This is a genomic window from Nonomuraea sp. NPDC052129 (assembly GCF_040680095.1).
GTDB lineage: Bacteria > Actinomycetota > Actinomycetes > Streptosporangiales > Streptosporangiaceae > Nonomuraea.
In genome coordinates this window covers 52,301-69,754 of sequence record NZ_JBFAVX010000017.1, presented here as the reverse complement: position 1 = coordinate 69,754, position 17,454 = coordinate 52,301, and the positions used below count along the sequence as shown (strand labels likewise).

General features: G+C 68.9%; 20 protein-coding genes. 13 read left to right on the top strand and 7 right to left on the bottom strand.

Features of this window, described 5'->3' with window-relative positions; genetic code table 11:
• Window positions 1-603, bottom strand: coding sequence for a hypothetical protein (locus AB0L53_RS32235; RefSeq protein WP_364001861.1), 603 nt, complete (start codon window positions 601-603; stop codon window positions 1-3).
• A 411-nt stretch (window positions 604-1,014) separates the two neighbouring features.
• Here AB0L53_RS32235 and AB0L53_RS32230 point away from each other — a divergent pair, with 411 nt between their 5' ends.
• Together AB0L53_RS32230 and AB0L53_RS32225 are read left to right on the top strand one after the other, a co-directional pair.
• Complete coding sequence (locus AB0L53_RS32230) at window positions 1,015-1,641, top strand: TetR/AcrR family transcriptional regulator (protein ID WP_364001858.1); 627 nt, start codon at window positions 1,015-1,017, stop codon at window positions 1,639-1,641.
• Window positions 1,642-1,918: 277 nt separating this feature from the next.
• Window positions 1,919-2,923: an FAD-dependent oxidoreductase gene (locus tag AB0L53_RS32225; protein ID WP_364001855.1), complete on the top strand. Its 1,005-nt coding sequence runs from the start codon at window positions 1,919-1,921 to the stop codon at window positions 2,921-2,923.
• Here AB0L53_RS32225 and AB0L53_RS32220 read toward each other — a convergent pair.
• Complete coding sequence (locus AB0L53_RS32220; protein ID WP_364001852.1) at window positions 2,895-3,536, bottom strand: TetR family transcriptional regulator; 642 nt, start codon at window positions 3,534-3,536, stop codon at window positions 2,895-2,897. The two genes, AB0L53_RS32225 and AB0L53_RS32220, sit on opposite strands and share 29 nt — an antisense overlap.
• 125 nt (window positions 3,537-3,661) lie before the next feature.
• Between AB0L53_RS32220 and AB0L53_RS32215 the strand changes: the two genes are divergently transcribed.
• Complete coding sequence (locus AB0L53_RS32215) at window positions 3,662-4,813, top strand: NAD(P)/FAD-dependent oxidoreductase (protein ID WP_364001849.1); 1,152 nt, start codon at window positions 3,662-3,664, stop codon at window positions 4,811-4,813.
• A 77-nt stretch (window positions 4,814-4,890) separates the two neighbouring features.
• On the top strand, window positions 4,891-5,847 hold the full coding sequence (locus AB0L53_RS32210) for a DUF6461 domain-containing protein (RefSeq protein WP_364001846.1): 957 nt from the start codon (window positions 4,891-4,893) through the stop codon (window positions 5,845-5,847).
• Between the two features lie 10 nt (window positions 5,848-5,857).
• Here the strand turns inward: AB0L53_RS32210 and AB0L53_RS32205 are convergent, their stop codons facing one another.
• A complete protein-coding gene (locus AB0L53_RS32205; protein ID WP_364001842.1) occupies window positions 5,858-6,697 on the bottom strand; it encodes an SDR family oxidoreductase in 840 nt (279 codons plus the stop codon).
• Between the two features lie 119 nt (window positions 6,698-6,816).
• A complete protein-coding gene (locus tag AB0L53_RS32200) occupies window positions 6,817-7,443 on the bottom strand; it encodes a TetR/AcrR family transcriptional regulator (RefSeq protein ID WP_364001839.1) in 627 nt (208 codons plus the stop codon).
• Between the two features lie 124 nt (window positions 7,444-7,567).
• On the opposite strand from AB0L53_RS32200, the gene AB0L53_RS32195 reads away from it, so the two are divergent.
• The 4 genes from AB0L53_RS32195 (at window position 7,568) to AB0L53_RS32180 (ending at window position 11,368) form a co-directional block, all read left to right on the top strand.
• On the top strand, window positions 7,568-8,836 hold the full coding sequence (locus AB0L53_RS32195; protein WP_364001836.1) for an FAD-dependent oxidoreductase: 1,269 nt from the start codon (window positions 7,568-7,570) through the stop codon (window positions 8,834-8,836).
• A 94-nt stretch (window positions 8,837-8,930) separates the two neighbouring features.
• Window positions 8,931-10,145: a cytochrome P450 gene (locus tag AB0L53_RS32190; RefSeq protein ID WP_364001833.1), complete on the top strand. Its 1,215-nt coding sequence runs from the start codon at window positions 8,931-8,933 to the stop codon at window positions 10,143-10,145.
• Between the two features lie 28 nt (window positions 10,146-10,173).
• On the top strand, window positions 10,174-10,374 hold the full coding sequence (locus AB0L53_RS32185) for a ferredoxin (RefSeq protein ID WP_364001830.1): 201 nt from the start codon (window positions 10,174-10,176) through the stop codon (window positions 10,372-10,374).
• 295 nt (window positions 10,375-10,669) lie between these two features.
• Window positions 10,670-11,368 (top strand): hypothetical protein, encoded by a 699-nt coding sequence (locus AB0L53_RS32180; RefSeq protein ID WP_364001827.1) that lies wholly within the window; start codon window positions 10,670-10,672, stop codon window positions 11,366-11,368.
• 116 nt (window positions 11,369-11,484) lie between these two features.
• Here AB0L53_RS32180 and AB0L53_RS32175 read toward each other — a convergent pair whose 3' ends face one another.
• Window positions 11,485-11,916, bottom strand: coding sequence for a calmodulin-binding protein (locus AB0L53_RS32175; RefSeq protein ID WP_357953737.1), 432 nt, complete (start codon window positions 11,914-11,916; stop codon window positions 11,485-11,487).
• A gap of 85 nt (window positions 11,917-12,001) precedes the next feature.
• The gene (locus AB0L53_RS32170; protein ID WP_364001825.1) at window positions 12,002-12,304 is read right to left on the bottom strand and encodes a hypothetical protein; all 303 of its coding nucleotides are present in this window, start codon (window positions 12,302-12,304) and stop codon (window positions 12,002-12,004) included.
• A 174-nt stretch (window positions 12,305-12,478) separates the two neighbouring features.
• On the opposite strand from AB0L53_RS32170, the gene AB0L53_RS32165 reads away from it, so the two are divergent.
• Both AB0L53_RS32165 and AB0L53_RS32160 read left to right on the top strand, forming a co-directional pair.
• On the top strand, window positions 12,479-13,378 hold the full coding sequence (locus AB0L53_RS32165; protein ID WP_364001823.1) for an ADP-ribosylglycohydrolase family protein: 900 nt from the start codon (window positions 12,479-12,481) through the stop codon (window positions 13,376-13,378).
• Between the two features lie 39 nt (window positions 13,379-13,417).
• Entirely contained in the window at window positions 13,418-13,753 is a 336-nt protein-coding gene (locus AB0L53_RS32160; protein ID WP_364001821.1) for a hypothetical protein, read from the top strand.
• Between the two features lie 36 nt (window positions 13,754-13,789).
• Here AB0L53_RS32160 and AB0L53_RS32155 read toward each other — a convergent pair whose 3' ends face one another.
• Window positions 13,790-14,716 (bottom strand): LysR family transcriptional regulator, encoded by a 927-nt coding sequence (locus AB0L53_RS32155; protein ID WP_358427787.1) that lies wholly within the window; start codon window positions 14,714-14,716, stop codon window positions 13,790-13,792.
• Window positions 14,717-14,947: 231 nt separating this feature from the next.
• On the opposite strand from AB0L53_RS32155, the gene AB0L53_RS32150 reads away from it, so the two are divergent.
• Genes AB0L53_RS32150 through AB0L53_RS32140 form a run of 3 tightly spaced genes read left to right on the top strand, consistent with a single transcriptional unit; the run spans window position 14,948 to window position 17,444 of the window.
• Window positions 14,948-15,835 (top strand): ABC transporter substrate-binding protein, encoded by an 888-nt coding sequence (locus AB0L53_RS32150; RefSeq protein ID WP_357953745.1) that lies wholly within the window; start codon window positions 14,948-14,950, stop codon window positions 15,833-15,835.
• Window positions 15,832-16,683, top strand: a complete 852-nt coding sequence (locus AB0L53_RS32145) for an amino acid ABC transporter permease (RefSeq protein WP_364001817.1) — start codon at window positions 15,832-15,834, stop codon at window positions 16,681-16,683. The genes AB0L53_RS32150 and AB0L53_RS32145 overlap by 4 nt, the downstream gene beginning before the upstream one ends.
• Entirely contained in the window at window positions 16,680-17,444 is a 765-nt protein-coding gene (locus tag AB0L53_RS32140; RefSeq protein ID WP_364001814.1) for an amino acid ABC transporter ATP-binding protein, read from the top strand. Before AB0L53_RS32145 ends, AB0L53_RS32140 begins: the two co-directional genes overlap by 4 nt.
• Window positions 17,445-17,454 lie beyond the last annotated feature (10 nt).

Here is a 17,454-nt window from a genome sequence, read left to right as displayed (position 1 = left end):
TCACGGCCGGACGGCTGCCGCCCCACCGGTCAGCAGCCGTCTGGCCTCCGCCCGGTGACCGGCGAGTTCGAGGAGGGTGTCCCCGACCGCCCGGACGATGGCGGGTCGTGCGCCGGCGCCGCTCCGGAGCGCGCGGGTGGTCGCCTTGAGCAGGCCGGGCAGGGCGAGCGTCTCGCGCAGGTCGCGGATCCGGGAGTAGACGTCGAGGACGCGTCGGACGCCGCCCGGCCGGCCGGTCAGCGCGCGGAGCAGCTCGAACTGTACGTGCGCCAGGCCGTCACCGCGGCCGAGCAGGTTCGTCCAGTGGTAGGTGTCCACGCACTGCGCGTCGCGGGTGCGCTCCCACGCGCGGGTGGCCCGGTCGAGCGCGGCGGGGTCGTCCAGCAGGGGCGCGACGCCCTCGCCCAGCAGCCGCCCGAACCGTACGGCATCGCGGATGCCCTGGGCTGTGACGGGATCCTTGAAGTGTCCCGCGTCGCCGGCCAGGACCCAGCCGGGGCCCGCCGAGCGGCGGAAGTACGGCGGGTGTTCGGCGGAGCTGACGATCCTCGTGCTCCGGCGGCAACCCGCCAGGCGCGCGGCCAGCCCCGGGATGAGACCCACGGTCCGATCGAACGTAGTCGATCCCGTCGATCGGCGTGTATGAGCCGTCGGCCGCGTGGCCGGGGCCGCCGATGAAGGCGCGCGAGAGTCGCGGCGCGCCGATCTTCTCGACCCGTTCCAGCGCGCCGATGCGGGCCAGCTCCGCGACGCCCCCGGCGAAGAGCAGGTGAGTGGAGACCGTCGTGGCGGGGAACCGGACCGGGTCCACCACGATCACCCGGCGCCCCGCCCGGGCGAGGGCGGTGGCCACGGCCGAGCCCGCGCAGCGTGCCCCGGCGATGACGACGTCGGCCTGCTCGGCCATCGGGCCTCCTCGCGGACAGTCCGCTAACCGACTTGAGTGTCGGTTAATTGGACGGTAAGCGGCCCGAAGTCCGGATCAACTGCCGGTCGGACGGTAGTGTGCACGGCATGGCGAGCAAGGAGCTGAGGAAGCGCATGCCGGGCTCGGCCCGCCGGGCCCGCATCGTCGAGGCGGCTCTGGAGGTCTTCGCCACCCGGGGTTACCACGCCACGGCGATGGAGGAGATCGCCATCGCGGCGGGGGTGACACGGTCGGTCCTGTACGACCATTTCCCGTCCAAGCGGGTGCTGCTGATCACGGTGCTGCAGGAGCAGAACGCCCTGCTCGTCGAGCATGTCGGCGCCCGGATCACCGGCTCGGGCTCGCCCAACCGGCGGTTGCGGGCCACGCTGAACGCCTACTTCAGCTTCGCCGAGGCCAACTCCGCCGCGCGCCGCCTGCTGTTCGACCACACCGACGAGGACGATCCCGAGATCAAGGCCGTGCGCTGGGGCATCAGGGAGACCCGCACGCGTTCGGTGGCCGTGATGCTCGGGCGTGACCTGCGCCGTCTCGGCCTCGACCCCGAGACCGAGGCCGCCCAGGCGGTGGTGGAGTTGCTGATCTCGGGCACCGACGGCCTGGCCCAGTGGTGGGCGCGGCACCCCTCGGTCTCACGGGACGAACTCGTGGACGCCGCCATGCTCGTGGTGTGGAACGGGCTGTCACAACTCCCCGGCACCGACACTCGCTGAGTCTTCACGTTCCCCGTACCGAAGCACTCGCTGAGCCTTCACGTTCCCCGGCAGTGACGCTCACGTTCACGTATTGACAGATGTGAGCCACGCGTTCATCGTTCGCCTAACTCAACCAACAGGTGTGTCGGTTAAGCGGAAGTTCCGTCGTGGGCGAGCAAGAGAAACCGAACAAGATCGGGCGCCCGGAGCTTCGTCACGGGCGCCATGGCCGCGGCGACCAGACCCCTGTGGGGCACCTCAGCGGCCAAGGCGGCGGCTCGACCGGTGGGAGAACATGGGCTTCGCCGACTTCATCAAGGCGAGCATCATGTCGCAGGAGTATCGGGATCTGCTGGTCAGGCTGTTCACCGCGTCGCTGGTCGCGGCCCAGCCGAACAAGGCCAACACCCGCACCATGGGCCTGATGTTCGAGGCGCTGGTCTACAGCGGGCCCGGCCTCGGCCCGTACGGCCCGCCCGACCGGGTGCTCGGCGGTCCGTCCAACGATGTCTGGCTCACCCCCTGGATCGGCTGCCTCACCAGCCTCGGCGTGCAGTTCAAGGTCGGCTGGAGCGCCACCGGCTTCGACTACTCCGGCGGCCGGATCACCGGCGCGCGGGTGAGTGATCCCAGCGGGGCCGCCGGCACCGTCACCGCCGACCACTACGTGGCCGCCCTCCCCGTCGAGCGCCTGCGCCCCCTGCTGACCTCCGCCATGAAGGCGGCCGACCCCGCCCTGGCCCGGCTGGACCATCTGGCGACGGACTGGATGAACAGGGTCATGATCTACCTCAAGGAGCCCCGCCCGATCGCCAACGGCCACCTCATCTACGCGGGCACCCCCTGGGCGCTCACCTCGATCAGCCAGGCACAGTTCTGGCGCGGCGACTTCGCGACCAGCTACGGGGACGGCACGGTCACCGACTGCCTGTCCCTCGACCTCTCGGACTGGAGCACTCCCGGTGTCCTGTTCGGCAAGACCGCCCGGCAGTGCACCCGGCCGGAGATCGTCCAGGAGGTCCTGGCCCAGGTCCGCGCGGCCCTGCCCGGTGGTGCGGCGCTGCTGCCCGACTCGATCGTACGGTCCTGGTTCGTGGATCCGGCGATCACCGGCGAGGCCACCTCGGCGGTGGCCAACGACGAGCCGCTGCTCATCAACACGCCCGCGTCCTGGACCAACCGCCCCACGGCCACGACGCAGATCCCCAACCTGTTCCTGGCCGCCGACTTCGTCCGCAACAGCATCAACGAAGATAGCGGTCATTTCCCCACTACTGCTCAGAGCCATCGAGCCCGATGAGCCGGGCCAGGACGGCGACCTGGTCGGCGAAGTGCGCGATGAACTCCGGCGAGGTCGGATCGGTGCCGCAGACGCCTTCGATGACATGCGGCAGCGTGGTGGTCGCCATGGCGGCGGCCATCAGCATGACCAGCAGGCTCGCCGGGTCCACCTCGGCCGGCAGCCGGCCGGCAGCCTGCAGTACGCGCAGCTCGTCGACGCTCTCGGCGAGCAACCGGGTGCGCGGCGCGTGGTCGGGGTCGTCGTCCGGACCGGTGTACTGCAGGCCGTTCCAGGCGAGCAGCCGGGTGCCCTCCGGGTTGTGCAACGCCTCCATCGCGTATCGACGCAGTTGCTCGGGCAGCGGCGTGCCCGGTGGTGCCAGCTCGCGGCGCCGCTGCTGCCACTGCTGCGACACGGCCTCGTACAGGCCCTCTTTGCCGTCGAAATAGTACGAGATCAGCTGCACGTTGACACCCGCCCTGGCGGCGATCGCGCTGATCCGGGCGCCCGCGTAGCCGTGCGCGCCGAACTCCGCCGATGCCGCGTCCAGGATCCGCTTGCGGGTGCGTTCGGGATCGCGCTGCCGCTCCTGCGGCTTGGGCGACCTACGAGGACTCGACGACGGAGACACACGCAGGACTATACATACGCCTGGCAATATCAAGCACTCTTATGACCTAATCAAATGAACGCTTGACAGAGTCCTTCGAACGTTTGACGATGGCGAGGACACGTTGGACAACAAAGGACAATGACATGCCAGATTCACCACGGATCCTCATCGCGGGCGCCGGCGTCGGCGGGCTGGCGCTCGCGCAGGCGTTGCGTCACGGCGGCCTGGACGTCGCCGTGTACGAGCGGGACTCCACACCGAAGATCCGCAGCCAGGGCTACCGCATCCACATCGACCCGGATGGCAACGCCGCGCTGCGGACCTGCCTGCCTGCGCGGACACTCGACCTGGTCCGCCGCACCAGCGGGGTCAACGACGACGTAGTGGCCGGCTACACCCACCAGTTGCGGCAGGTGACGACGCGGACCTTCCCGGGAATCACCGACGACCTGATCACCAACGTGGACCGCGAGACCTTCCGAGAGGGCCTGCTCACCGGACTGGCCGACACCGTCCGCTTCGGGCGGACGCTGACCGGCTACCGGATCACCGATTCCGGCCGGATACGGGTGGAGTTCGCCGAGGGCGGCGACGACGAGGGCGACCTGCTGGTCGGCGCGGAGGGCGTCGGTTCGCCGGTACGCCGCCAGTTGCTTCCGAACGCCACCGTGAAAGACCTCGGCCTCCGATGCGTCTACGGCCGGATGACGATCAACGAGACCACCGAGGCCCTCATCCCGGAGGCCATCAGCCGCGGTTTCTCCTGGGTCTCCGACGAGAGCGGGTGCGGCGCCGGGTTCGCGCCGGTGCGGTTCCGCTCCCGGCCGGAGGGCGCGTCGGACTACCTGATGACCACCCTGCTCGCCACTCCCGAGCGGCTCGGCTCACCGGACGAGGAGCTGTTCGAGCTCTCGCCGGAGGCCCTGTGGAAGCTCGCTCTTGAGGTGACCGCCGACTGGCATCCGGCGCTCCGGGAGCTGTTCGCGTACGCCGACTCGGACAGGTTCTTCTCGATCACGATCCGGGCCGGTGAGCGGGTCGACGCGTGGACGTCCGGCCCGGTCACGCTCCTCGGCGACGCCATCCACACCATGCCGCCGACCGGCGGCGTCGGCGCGAACACCGCGCTGCGGGACGCCGCGACACTGGCCGGCGAACTGCTCGCCGCCGCACGCGGCGACAAGTCACTCATCGACGCGGTCACCGCGTACGAACGCGTCATGCTCCCGCGCGGTTTCGACACCGTCGACGCCTCGCTCCGGATGGCCGCCCAGATGTTCGGCACTGCCGGCTGACGCGCGCCGAAATTGTCCTTGCCCTCCGCCATGATGGCCCCGCTCGTGTCCACGTACGTGATCTCGAAGGGGCTGTCATGACCGCCAAGGAAACCGCAGATTGGTCAGATTTCGGGTGGAATTCCTGGGAGGACCTCGCTCTGGTCCGCGCCAAACTTGACGCGGGCGCCGACCCGCTCGACGGGGCTTACCCCTTCGGGCGGCCGCTGCACGCCGCGGCGGAGCGCGGTTCGCCTGAGGTGGTCGCCGAGCTGGCCGACCGGGTCGATGACGTTGACACGGAGTGCAAGGGCCGCACCGCGCTCTGGGACGCGGTCTTCAGCGACCGGCCCGAGAACGCCCTCGCCCTGGTCGCCGCCGGAGCAGACCCGTGGCGGCCCATGATGGCCGGCTGGTCGCCCGGCCGGCTCAGCCTGGCGGGCCCCACGCCTGGCCTGTTCTTCCCGTTCCCGCCCGGTCATCCCAGGCTGACCGAGGCCGAGTCCGCCGCCGTGACGGAGGCCGACCGCCTGATCGGCGCGCTGGACGGCATCGTGAACGACGGTTTCAGCCTGGCGTGTGTACGCGGCATCAGCGCCGCCGAGGCGGCACAGCGCTTAGCCGCCACACCCGTCGACGAGGAAGAGCTGGAAGAGGCCATGGAAGACCCGTTCGAGGAGGAGGCCATGCAGTTCATCGGCTTCACCGACGTACCCGGCGGCTGCCTCGTCAGCCAGCAATGGGGCTACATGGCCTCGACTCCCGTCGTCATGCAGGTGCTGTCGGCGGGCACGGTCGCCTATGGCATGTATGCCAACCCCAAGAGCGGCAACCAGGGCTGCGTCTACCGCGACGGCGAGGTCGTGGACTGGGACACCCATCCGGGCGGCGGCGACGTGTCCGAGGATCACTCTGCCGAGGAGGTCCTGCTCAAATACCTGTACGTGGGCCATGCCGAGGCCTACTGCTTCGCCGGCGCGGGCCTGCGCCCGGCCGACGCCCGCGCGATCACCGGTCCGGACACATACCTGCGACTGCCCGAACGGGACTACTGACCGAGGCGGGTCAGGCGGTGTCGCCGCCGTCGGCGAGCAGTGTGCTGCCCGTCATGAAGGTCGACAGGTCCGACGCGCAGAACAGGACGACGCGCGCGATGTCATCAGGTACGCCGACCCGCCCGATCGGACCGTTCAACATGAGGTCGGTCGGTGGGATCTCGGTCGGCGGGAGGTCACTCGGTGGGATGTCGTCGGTCATCACGGCCGCGGCGGCCAGCATGTTGCCTTCGGTGGGGACGAAGCTCGGTGCGACTCCGAGCACGCGAATGCCGAGCGGGGCGAGTTCGAGGGCCAGCTCGCGCGTGACGCCGCGCACGGCGTGCTTCGACCCGACATAGGCGGCCAGGCCAGGCGCGCTGCCGCGGAAACCGGCGGTCGAGACGATGTTCACGATGACACCGCCCGTGCCCGCGGCCGCCATCCGCCGGGCCGCCTCACGCGCGCCGACGAAGACGCCGCGCGCGTTCACCGCGAACACCTTGTCCCATGTCTCCTCGGTCATCTCCAGCAGGGGGACTGCCGGGAAGATACCGGCGTTGTTCACCCAGATGTCCAGGCCGCCGAGATCGGCGACCGCGCGGTCGGCCGTAGCGGCGACGGACGCCGCGTCGGTGACGTCCATGGCGGCCCCGATCACGCGTACACCGTGGCGCCGCGCGAGCTGCCCGGCGGCGGTCAGGGCGAGCTCTTCGTCGATGTCGCCGATCAGCAGGTCGGCGCCCGCTTCGGCCAGGCGTGACGCGATCGCCTTGCCCAGTCCGCGACCGCCTCCGGTCACGACCGCGCGGCGGCCCGTCAGGGAAACGAGCTCGGCCAGGGACCTGCTCGACACATCAGCGGTGGACATGGTGCTCTCCTTCAGGGGAAAAGTGCGCGTGTAAGACCTGAGCGGTCCAGAGGCTGACGGATCCGTCGGCCTCATCTCGTAAGCCCTCAGCGGTCCAGAGGCCGACGGATCCGTCGGCCTCATCTCCATCCGCCCTCGTTGATGCGGTAGTGCGCGTTCAAGAGCGGCCAGATCACCTCGGCCATCTCGGCAGGGGTGCGGGCACATCCGCCCTCAAGCCAATCGACGGCCACACCGAGGAGCGCCCCGGCGGTGAACGCGGCCGTGACGTCATGCGGAACGAGTTCCGGCCACTGCCCGGCGTCGGCCGCGACCAAATGATCACGGATGACCGTGGCCATGCGGTGGCGAATGTGGCCGACGACGCGCGCACTGCCCTCCAGCCCCAGCAGCGCGCGATACAGCCCCGCGTGCTCGGCGAGACTGGCGAAGAACGCCGCCAGCGACCGGATCGCCTCTTGCACCAGGTCCGGCGAATCGAGCTCTGGAGCGGGCAAGGACTCGATCAAGCCGTCGATCATCGCGGTGCAGGCGTCCTCGGCCAGCTCGTGGACGTCCCGGTAGTGGTCGTAGAAGGCCGAGCGGCTCACGCCGGCGCCTTCGGCGACGTCGGAGACGCTGATCCGGGACAGGTCCTGCTCCTCGACCAGCTGGATCAGCGCGCGTGCCAGCGCTGTCCGGGTACGGCGCACGCGCCGGTCACCTGATGAGGCCTTGCTCTCTCTGGCGGTGTCCACAGTCGCCATCCTATCGAACGCCTACAGGTGCAAGTTTCCTTGCACCTGTAGGCTAATGTGTGACCGGGACGACGAAGGGATCTCGACTTATGTGCATAAGTGCAGCTCAGGCCCTCGCCCCGGGCAGCGCCTCGTGACCTCGCCCGGACACGTACTGATCGTCGGCGCGTCCGCCGCCGGGCTCAGCACCGCGGAGGCACTGCGGCGGCTCGGCCATGAGGGCCGGCTGACCCTGGTGGACGCCGAGCCCCACCTCCCCTACGATCGGCCGCCGCTGTCGAAGCAGATCCTGGCCGGCGCCTGGGAACCGGCCCGCGCCCAGCTCCGTACCGCGGCCCAGCTCGACGCCCTGGCCGCCGAGTTCATCCGGGGTGAGCCCGCCGTCGCGCTGGACGCGGCGGAGCGAGCGGTCACCACTACCTCCGGCCGCGTGCTGCGGGCCGACGCCGTGGTCGTGGCCACCGGCCTGACGCCGTACCGGCTGCCTGGCCAGGACGGGCTGGCGGGCGTGCACGTGCTGCGCGGCCTGGACGACGCGCTCACGCTGCGCGCTCGTCTGACCGCCGGCACCCGGCTCGTGGTCGTCGGCGAGGGCGTACTGGGTGCCGAACTCTCCGCCACCACCCGCGCCATGGGCCTGGAGGTCACCCTGGTCGGCATGGGTCAAACGCTGCTGCGCGAACAGCTCGGCGACATGGTCGGCGGCCTCCTCGCCCGTACCCACACCGAGCGCGGGGTCCGGCTGCGGCTCGGCGTCGCGGTCTCCGAACTGACCGGCACCCACGACCAGCCCGACGTCGCGGTCGACGAGCTGACTGGCAAGCTTGGTGTCGCGGTCGACGAGCCGACCGGCGCCGGTGGCCGGGTCACCGGTGTGCGGCTGGCCACCGGCGAGCTGCTGCCCGCCGACGCGGTCGTGGTCGCCATCGGTTCCCGCCCGTCGACCGGCTGGCTGACCGGCAGTGGCCTCACCTTGGGCGACGGGGTGGAGTGCGACGCGCGCTGCCGCGCCGCCGAGGGCGTGTACGCCGTCGGCGACGTGGCCTCCTTCGAGCACGCCGGGCTCGGCAGGCGCCTCCGGCTGGAGAACCGCACCAACGCCACCGAGCAGGCCCAGGTGGTGGCGGCCAACCTCCTCGGCGCCGACCGCCCGTACACGCCGATCCCGTACTTCTGGACCGACCAGTACGACATCAAGATCCAGGCCCACGGTCTGCCCTCACCGGCGGCCGAGGTCACCATCGCCGAGGGCGACCCGGAACAGCACCGTTTCGCCGCCGTCTACCGCGAGGGCGGCCAGATCACCGGCGTACTCGGCTGGAACATGCCCAAGCAGGCCCGCCTCCTACGGCAGCAACTCTTGGGCACCTGGCAGGCCACCCCACCACTCACGCCCGCGTGAGAACCCGCACGACCACCCGCATTTCCCACCCCGCATGACCACCCGCGCGACCAGAAGACCACCATCCATCCGTTCGTTCACGAGGAGATGCCCGATGAGCGTCAACGAGCAGGTTCTGAGCTATCCGATCCCCAACGACGCGGCGCTGGACCCGCCCGCGGAGTGGGCCGAGCTACGCGGCAAGTGCCCGGTGGCGCACGTGAAGCTGCCCAGCGGCGACCAGGCGACGCTGCTGACCCGCTATGAGGACGTCAAGGAAGTGCTGGCCGACCCGCGCTTCACCCGGCTGCTGAACGCCCCCGACGCGGCCCGGCTGTCGGCCACGGACGACGGCGGGCTGTTCAACAGCGACATGGCGGCGATCATCCCCGACAGCGGGGAGGAGCACCTGCACTGGCGGCGCCTGGTCGGCAAGTGGTTCACCGCCAAGCGCATGAACGCCCTGCGGCCCCAGATGGCGCGGATCGCCGAGGGCCTGATCGACGACATGGTCGAGCACGGCGCCCCCGGCGACCTCAGGGCGGGCCTGGGGTTTCCGCTGCCGGTGTACGTCATCTGCGACATGCTCGGCGTGCCCGCCGAGGACCGGGACCGGTTCTCGTACTGGTCCGACACGCTGCTCAACCTCACCCGCTACAGCAAGGAGGAGATCGAGGCCGCCCAGGCCGAGTTCTTCCAGTACATGTCCGACCATCTCGCCGCCAAGCGCATCGAGCCGGGCGATGACCTGCTGAGCGAGCTGATCGCGGCCGGCGGCCCCGAAGACGGCGGGCTGGCCGAGATCCAGATCCTGGTCACCGGCATGGCGCTGCTGGTCGCCGGCCACGAGACCACCGCCAACATGATCGGCAAGATGGTCTCCATGCTGCTGGCCGACCGCACCCGGTGGGAGCGCCTGCTGGCCGAGCCCTCGCTGATCCGCTCCACGGTGGAGGAGACGCTGCGCCTCGACGCCAACTCCGGCTTCGGCCTGCCGCGCTACCTCAAGGAGGAGACCGAGGTCAGCGGCACCGTACTGCCCAAGGGCACCACCGTGATCTGCAGCATGGCCGCCGCCAACCGGGACGAGAGCGCCTTCGAGGCCGCCGACCAGATGGACCTGACCCGCAGCCCCAACCCCCACCTGGCCTTCGGCTCCGGGGCGCACTCCTGCCTCGGTCAGGCGCTGGCCCGTACTGAGCTGCAGGTCGTGCTGGAGGTGCTGCTGCGCAAGCTGCCCACGCTGGAGCTGGCGGTGCCGGTGGAGGAGCTGGAGCGCGTGGAAGGGCTGGCGGTCGGCGGCCTGCGTACGGTGCCGGTCCGCTGGTGATCTCGATCGACAAGGAGGGGAACCCAAGATGAAGGTCATCGTGGACGAGGTCAAGTGCTGCGGCGCCGGGCAGTGCGTACTGATCGCGCCGGAGGTGTTCGACCAGCGCGACGAGGACGGCATCGTCATCCTGCTCGAACCCGAGCCCGCGGCCGACCAGCGCAGCGCGGTCCGAGAGGCCGCCGCCGTCTGCCCCGGCGCCGCCATCGAGGTAACCGAGCAGGCGTAAGCACGAAACGCTCCATACTCCCCGTCACTGTGCATTACGCGATGGAATGCCGGGGTAACCCCCACATGAACGTCCCCGGAATGAGATCCGGGGGCGTTCAATGAAATGGCGCAATTCGCGAAGTCCTGTCGTCCATTCGGCGCCTCGGCGAGTCGCGGCTATGAACTCCAGCGGCAGACGCTTCATTCCTGCCGACTCCAATGGCTGACCATCAGCAAAATACGGCGCAAGCCTTTTGCTTGTTGGATCGCGCCATTACGATCTTGTAGGCGCATCGCACGGGGTCTATACGGGGATGGAATCGCTCTGCGGCGGCACGGCCAAACCCGGTCCGTCGCGGAGGGGTTCGACATGTCCAACCCATACGAGCAGCAGCAATGGGCTAGGCGTCGCCGCGCTGGTCATCGGCATCATCGGGGCACTGGTCGGCTTGATCCCGGTGCTGTTCTTCATCGCCGGCACTCTCGGCCTGCTGGCGGTGATCTTCGGCTTCGTCGGCCGTGCCCGCGCGGGCCGTGGCGCCGCCGCCAACGGCGGGACGGCACTCTCGGGAGCCATACTCGGCCTGATCTCCATGGCACTCGCCACCTGGGGGCTGGTCATCACGGTGAACGCCGTGGGCGATGCGGCGACGAAGATCGACCAGATCGTCGCCTCCGCCACCGCGTCCGCAGAGGCGGGCGATCCCAGCCCGTCGAAGAGCCAGGCGCCCAAACCCCTCGCGCTTGGCGCCGTCGCCAAAGAGCCGCCATTCTCGTTGAAGGTCCCGTCCGTCAGCCGCGAGCAGACCGTGAGCAGCTCGATCGACAGCCATAAGGCCCAGGGTTCCTACGTGGTCGTGCGGGTCCTTCGGATGGGACGTTCATGTATCTGGTCAAGGACAGTGAGCTGGCGTCCCCGGCCTGACGATCGGCACCGGATCGACCGTCGTCACACCAGCACCGAGCTCGGCCATCTCGATTATCACGTAGTCAATCGAGCCCGTCGGCTTTGAAGGATGCTCATTCTTTTCACTTCACGTTGCCTGCTCGCCGTGGAGATCGTGTCAGCGGATGGGGCAGCCCCCGGAGCGGTTGTCTCGGGGGCCGCGATGACAGATGCCGTCCGGGGCTATGGCGCCGGGATTTCGCGCACGAGCTGGGAACTCCAGGGGCACCAGACAAGGCCCGGCAGGAACGGCCCGCCGGCCTCGTCCAGGTGATCCTCGACGTACGGGATGGTCGCGTCGCAGACCTCGATGGCGAAGTCGAAGAAGTCGACCGTTTCGGGCCTCAGATGGTAACTCCAGCGCCAGTTGTAGGGAGCGGGTCTCTTGTCGATGCGTCCGATGACGTGTGGTTCGCTCGCGGTGGCGCCGCTGAGCAGGTCGCGGGCGTGCTGGATCTTGCCGGGGTCGGTGAGTTTGACGACGAACTCCGCGCGGGTGACGTCGGTCATCACGAAGTAGGCCGAGTCGGCCGCCTGGGCGGGTGCAGGGGCGACGACACCGATCGTCGCGATGGTGGTGCCAACCGTGAGGATCTTGGTCAGGATGCGGCGCATGGAGACCCTTTCACTACGCGTGATTACTTTGAGTTGCTGTCGCATACGCTAAGTAATCACGCGAGGATGAGAACGACCCCTAACGTCACGGTGATAACGCAGTCACCGCCTGCACCCAGGCTTCCCTGAGGCGCCCCCTTTCAGCGTCGGCGGTGCAGCGGGGTGACGTTCGGGTCGGCAAACTCCAGCCGCGCGCGCCCAGTTCATGCTGGCGGTCGACTTCTCGGTACTCAACATCGCCGTACCCACCATCGGATCCGACCTCGGCTTCGAGCTGAGCGACCTGCAGTGGATCGTCACCGGATTCATGCTGCCGGCGGCGGGCTTCACGCTGCTGTTCGGCCGCATCGCCGATCTCTTCGCCGGCGCAACCTCTTCCTGTGGGCATCCTCGTCCTCGGCGTGGCGTCGCTGGTCGGCGGTCTCGCCCAGTCACCCAGCATGCTCCTGGCGGGCCGCATCGGGCAGGGGCTCGCGTGATGACCGCCCGCTGGTCCCGGTCGGCGCCGCGCTCCGGCCCTTGGAGCGCGGCCCGTCCGGCCGCGTGCTTCACAATGGGAGTGATGTCAGCTCATCTCTTCGCGCGGAGCACCGCCTCTCTCCTTGGCTTGGCTCTCGGCGACGCCTTCGGCTCCCAATTCTTCGTTCCAGACAATCGGCACGCCCTCTCCTCCCGCCTCCTTCCACCCGGCCCTTGGCAGTGGACGGATGACACCGAGATGGCCTGCTCCATCTATCGCGTCCTGGCCGACCACGGCACCATCGACCAGGACGAGCTCGCCGCGAGTTTCGCCGCCCGTCATGACTTCGACCGCGGCTACGGCCCCGCGACGAACCGGATGCTCCGGTTGGTGCGTGAGGGCGGCGACTGGCGGACGCTTTCGACGGAGCTTTTCGACGGCATGGGCTCGTGGGGCAACGGTGCCGCGATGCGCGTGGCTCCGCTCGGCGCCTGGCTCGCCGACGACCTGACCGACGTCGTACGACAGGCCGCCCTGTCGGCACAGGTGACCCACACCCATCCCGAAGCGGTGGCCGGCGCCATAGCCGTCGCCGTGGCCACCGCCGTCACCGTAAAAGAGCCCGACTTGTCCGCCGGGCATTTCCTCGATCGGGTCAGAGGACACGTGCCCGCGAGCATGGTCCACGACGGCATCGCCGAGGCTCGGCAGCTCCTCACCATCAGCGACCCCACGCTGGCCGCCCGGATGCTCGGCAACGGCCGGCAGGTCAGCGCGCACGACACGGTCCCGTTCACCCTCTGGGTGGCGGCTCGCGAACGCCATGACTTCGCAACGGCCATGTGGACCACGGCGGCGGCCGGCGGGGATGTCGACACCACGTGCGCCATCGTCGGCGGGATCATCGCGGCCGCCGGGAACACTCAACTGCCGCCGCAGTGGAGAAGCAGCTGCGAACCGCTGCCGAACTGGTCAGGCGCCCCACGTGAGTCCGCGCGTTAGGCTGATTCCCGGACGACTCGGACGGAGGCGCGAACGCAGATGAGCGAGGCCGATCCGCACATCCACGTCGAGCAGAAGGTGATGCAGGCCGGTGCCGCCTACCGCAATGCGATCGTGTCGATGCTGGGCCGCGTGCCCGACGCACCGAGCGTCGTCACCACCGGTTGCGGACTCCAGGTGCCCTATGCGATGACCTCGCCGCGTCCGGAGAGCGTCACCTGCCTCACCTGCCGCGAGCACGCTCATCAGGAGCACCTGCGCTACGCCGAGCAGGTGGAGCGCCTGGGCCGGATGCCCGGCGCGCCCTTCACCGGCGACCAGGCGGCCGAGGCCGCGCAATGGGCGCGGGACGTCGCGCAGAGGTTCGCCGGCTGAAGCGACACGTGAGGGCGGTTGACCAAGCGGCCGGGCTCATACGGCGACGGGCAGATCGGTCCGCCGGTGCAGGGATTCGGCGGCGCTGATCAGCATGCTCGTCGCGTGGCTGAGCAGCGGGTTCGGGTCGGTGGCGCGGCACACGGTGAAGACCCGGCGAATGTGGGAGGTGTCGCCGAGCCGGAACACGCACACGTCGTGCGACTCGATCATCGCCAACTCCGGCACGATCGCCACCCCCAGCCCTTTGCGTACGAGCTCGAAGGGCAGGTTGTAGTCGTTGGTCCGGAACAGCACGTCGGGGTCGAAGCCGCTGGCCGCGCAGATGTGCGACAGGTTGAGCGAGGCGTCCATCCCCTCGGTGTAGGAGATCCATCGTTCGGCTGACAGCTCGCCGAACTGGATGCGCTTGCGGGCGGCCAGCCGATGACCGGTCGGCACGAGCACGTAGAGCGGCTCCTCCATGATCAATGTCATGTTCAGGTCCTTCGGCCAGCTGTGCGGCACCATGCCGTACTCGAAGACCACGGCCAGGTCGAGCCGCCCCTCGTTCACGGCGGGGATGGTCCGGTGCGGATCGCCTTCCTCGTAGCGGATGTCCACGTTGGGGTGGTCGCGGAGGAACTCGGCCAGTACGGCGGGCGCCAGCCGGAACCCGGCGGACCAGAAGCTGCCGAGCCGCAGTCTGCCCCGGTGGGCGGCGGCGAAGGACCGCATCTCCTCCTCCGCAGCTTCAAGATCGGCCAGCAGCCTGGCGGCCTTGCGGGCCAGCTCGGCCCCCGCCGCTGTGGGCCGGATGCTGCGCGGCAGGCGCTCGAACAGCTGGACCCCCAGGCTCCGCTCCAGCGAGGAGACCTGCTGTGAGATGGCCGACGGGGTGAATCCGAGGCGTTTGGCGGCAGTCCTGAGCGAACCGGTGGCGACCACTTCACGGATCGCCTGCAACTGGCCCGGGGTAAGCATCGGGCCAACTTAACAGTCCGGCGACTAGCATCACCAGACCGCGAGCCGACAAGAGGCGATGCGACCGACCGCCTGGGTCGGCTGGCTGGTGGAGCCGGGTAAAAGGATAAGCACGGCTGAACAGCCTGTGCACCAATGCGAATGCTCGCTCACCTTGTCGTTTCCAAACGGACCCCCAATATTGGTGTTTACGGAACGTCGTACTACGCCTGAGAGGGGGTGTCCTGCTCCATGCGGTTCACCCGAACAGCCGCCGCATTCGGCCTGGTGGGACTCCTGTCCCTGACAGCTTGTTCTGGAAGCGGCACGTCCCAGGCGGCCGCGCCAGCGCAGCAGAAGAATCAGGAGCTCCACGAGCTTCTGCCCGACAAGATCAAGAAGAGTGGCACGCTCAACGTCGCGGCGGGCCACAACTACCCGCCCCTGGTCTACCTCGACACCGACAACAAGACGGTCATCGGCCTCGAACCCGAGCTGATGAAGGCCATCGGCCAGGTGCTCGGCGTCGAGGTCACCTTCAACCAGGCCAGCTTCGACAGCCTCATCGCCGGCGTGCAGGCCCGCCGCTATGACCTGGCCGTCCAGGCGATGCTCGACAAGCCGGAACGCCGCGAGAAGGTCACCTTCGTCGACTACTTCAAGACCAGCAGTTCGCTCCTGGTCCAGGAGAAGGACGCTCAGGCGATCAAGTCCCTCGAAGATCTCTGCGGGAAGACGGCCGCCGTCGAGCAGGGCACCGCCCAGGCCGACGACGCCGAACAGCAGAACACGAAGTGCACGGGAGCGGGCAAGCCCGCGGTCAAGGTGCTGGTGTTCCCCGACACGGCCGGCTGTCTGCAGGCCGTCTCCACCGGCCGGGCCAACGCCTTCATCGGCGGCACCCCCACCATCACCTACCAGGCCGCCCAGTCCAGTGGCCGGATGAAGCAGGTGGGGCAGCCTTACCGCTTCCTCCCGTACGGGATCCTCGTCAACAAAGAGGACCAGAACCTGTCCAAGGCCGTACAGCAGGCGCTGCAGAAGCTGATGGACAACGGCTCCTACGCCAAGATCCTCGCCAAGTGGGAGATGGCGTCGGGCGCCCTCGACAAAGCGGTGATCAACGGCGGCGAGTCGTGACCACGACCCGGCAGACGGCGGGCCCGGATTCGCAAGTGCGGATCCAGGCCGTCCCGCTCCGTCATCCGGGGCGTTGGGTGGGCGCGGGCGTCCTCGGCTTCCTGGCGATCTTCCTGCTGCAGGGGTGGGTGGCCAACCCGCGCATGGAATGGAAGGTCGTCGGGGAGTACCTCTTCTCCCCCGCGGTACTGACCGGGCTCGGCACCACGCTGCTGCTCACGGTGCTCGCCATGGTCGTCGGCGTCGCGGGCGGCATCGTCCTCGCGGTGCTGCGCATGTCGCCCAACCCCTTGTTGTCGGCGCTGAGCGGGTTCTACATCTGGATCTTCCGCGGCGTGCCACTGCTGGTGCAGCTGTTGTTCTGGTACTTCCTGTCCGCGGTGGTGCCGACGATCGGGCTCGGCGTGCCCTGGGGACCGACGTTCGTCGAGTTCGACACCAACATGATCATCACCCAGCTCACCGCGGCGGTGCTGGGCCTCGGCCTGCACGAGGCGGCCTACATGGGCGAGATCGTCCGAGCCGGCATCACCTCCGTCGACCCCGGTCAGACGGAGGCGGCCCACGCCCTGGGGCTGACCCGCTTCCAGACCCTGCGCAAGATCATTCTTCCGCAGGCCATGCGGGTCATCATCCCGCCGACGGGCAACCAGGTGGTCTCCATGCTCAAGACCACCTCACTCGTCTTCGCCATCGCCGTACCAGAGCTCCTGACCTCGATCCAGGGCATCTACTCCAGGAACTTCCAGCAGGTGGCCCTGCTCACGGTGGCGTGCTTCTGGTACCTCGTGGCCACGACCGTCCTGAACGCCGGGCAGCACTACATCGAACGCAGGTTCAGCCGATGAAGACCCTGGTCCGCGCGGAAGGCGTGTACAAGCGTTACGGAACGGTCGACGTGCTCAAAGGCATCGACCTGGAGGTCGCGGAGGGAGAGGTGCTGGCCGTGATCGGCCCCTCGGGGTCCGGCAAGTCCACCTTCCTGCGCTGCGTCAACCACCTCGAACGCATCGACGCCGGCCGCCTCTACTTCCGCGAGCGCCTGATCGGCTACGAGGAGCGCGAGGGCAAGGTCTACGAGCTGCCCGACAAGGCGATCGCCGCCCAGCGGGTGGACATCGGGATGGTCTTCCAGCGCTTCAACCTCTTCCCGCACATGACCGCGCTGGAGAACATCATGACGGCGCCGATCATGGTCAAGAAGGAGCCGAAAGCCGAGGTACGCGAGCGCGCCCACGCCCTGCTGACCAGGGTGGGACTGGCCGACAAAGCGCACAGCCGCCCCGACCAGCTGTCCGGCGGCCAGCAGCAGCGCGTCGCCATCGCCCGCGCCCTGGCGATGCGGCCCGGTCTCATGCTGTTCGACGAGCCGACCTCGGCCCTCGACCCCGAGCTCGTGGGCGAGGTCCTGGACGTCATGCGCGACCTGGTGAAAGAGGACGGCATGACGATGATCATCGTCACCCACGAGATGGGATTCGCCCGCGAGGTGTGCGACACCATCGTCTTCATGGACGACGGGGTCGTCGTCGAATCCGGGCCACCCGGCGCCGTGCTCGGCGAGCCCCGGCACGAGCGCACCCGGGCATTCCTCAGCAAGGTCCTCTGACCCCGAAGAC

Excerpts from the sequence above, each read along its gene's own strand:
- AB0L53_RS32175 (WP_357953737.1), bottom strand. The coding sequence starts at position 11,916 with ATGCGCCGCATCCTGACCAAGATCCTCACGGTTGGCACCACCATCGCG.
- AB0L53_RS32205 (WP_364001842.1), bottom strand. The coding sequence starts at position 6,697 with ATGTCCACCGCTGATGTGTCGAGCAGGTCCCTGGCCGAGCTCGTTTCC.
- AB0L53_RS32190 (WP_364001833.1), top strand. The coding sequence starts at position 8,931 with ATGAGCGTCAACGAGCAGGTTCTGAGCTATCCGATCCCCAACGACGCG.
- AB0L53_RS32165 (WP_364001823.1), top strand. The coding sequence starts at position 12,479 with ATGTCAGCTCATCTCTTCGCGCGGAGCACCGCCTCTCTCCTTGGCTTG.
- AB0L53_RS32200 (WP_364001839.1), bottom strand. The coding sequence starts at position 7,443 with ATGGCGACTGTGGACACCGCCAGAGAGAGCAAGGCCTCATCAGGTGAC.
- AB0L53_RS32210 (WP_364001846.1), top strand. The coding sequence starts at position 4,891 with ATGACCGCCAAGGAAACCGCAGATTGGTCAGATTTCGGGTGGAATTCC.
- AB0L53_RS32150 (WP_357953745.1), top strand. The coding sequence starts at position 14,948 with ATGCGGTTCACCCGAACAGCCGCCGCATTCGGCCTGGTGGGACTCCTG.
- AB0L53_RS32225 (WP_364001855.1), top strand. The coding sequence starts at position 1,919 with ATGGGCTTCGCCGACTTCATCAAGGCGAGCATCATGTCGCAGGAGTAT.
- AB0L53_RS32180 (WP_364001827.1), top strand. The coding sequence starts at position 10,670 with ATGGAATCGCTCTGCGGCGGCACGGCCAAACCCGGTCCGTCGCGGAGG.
- AB0L53_RS32185 (WP_364001830.1), top strand. The coding sequence starts at position 10,174 with ATGAAGGTCATCGTGGACGAGGTCAAGTGCTGCGGCGCCGGGCAGTGC.
- AB0L53_RS32170 (WP_364001825.1), bottom strand. The coding sequence starts at position 12,304 with ATGCCCACAGGAAGAGGTTGCGCCGGCGAAGAGATCGGCGATGCGGCC.
- AB0L53_RS32215 (WP_364001849.1), top strand. The coding sequence starts at position 3,662 with ATGCCAGATTCACCACGGATCCTCATCGCGGGCGCCGGCGTCGGCGGG.
- AB0L53_RS32140 (WP_364001814.1), top strand. The coding sequence starts at position 16,680 with ATGAAGACCCTGGTCCGCGCGGAAGGCGTGTACAAGCGTTACGGAACG.
- AB0L53_RS32160 (WP_364001821.1), top strand. The coding sequence starts at position 13,418 with ATGAGCGAGGCCGATCCGCACATCCACGTCGAGCAGAAGGTGATGCAG.
- AB0L53_RS32230 (WP_364001858.1), top strand. The coding sequence starts at position 1,015 with ATGGCGAGCAAGGAGCTGAGGAAGCGCATGCCGGGCTCGGCCCGCCGG.
- AB0L53_RS32155 (WP_358427787.1), bottom strand. The coding sequence starts at position 14,716 with ATGCTTACCCCGGGCCAGTTGCAGGCGATCCGTGAAGTGGTCGCCACC.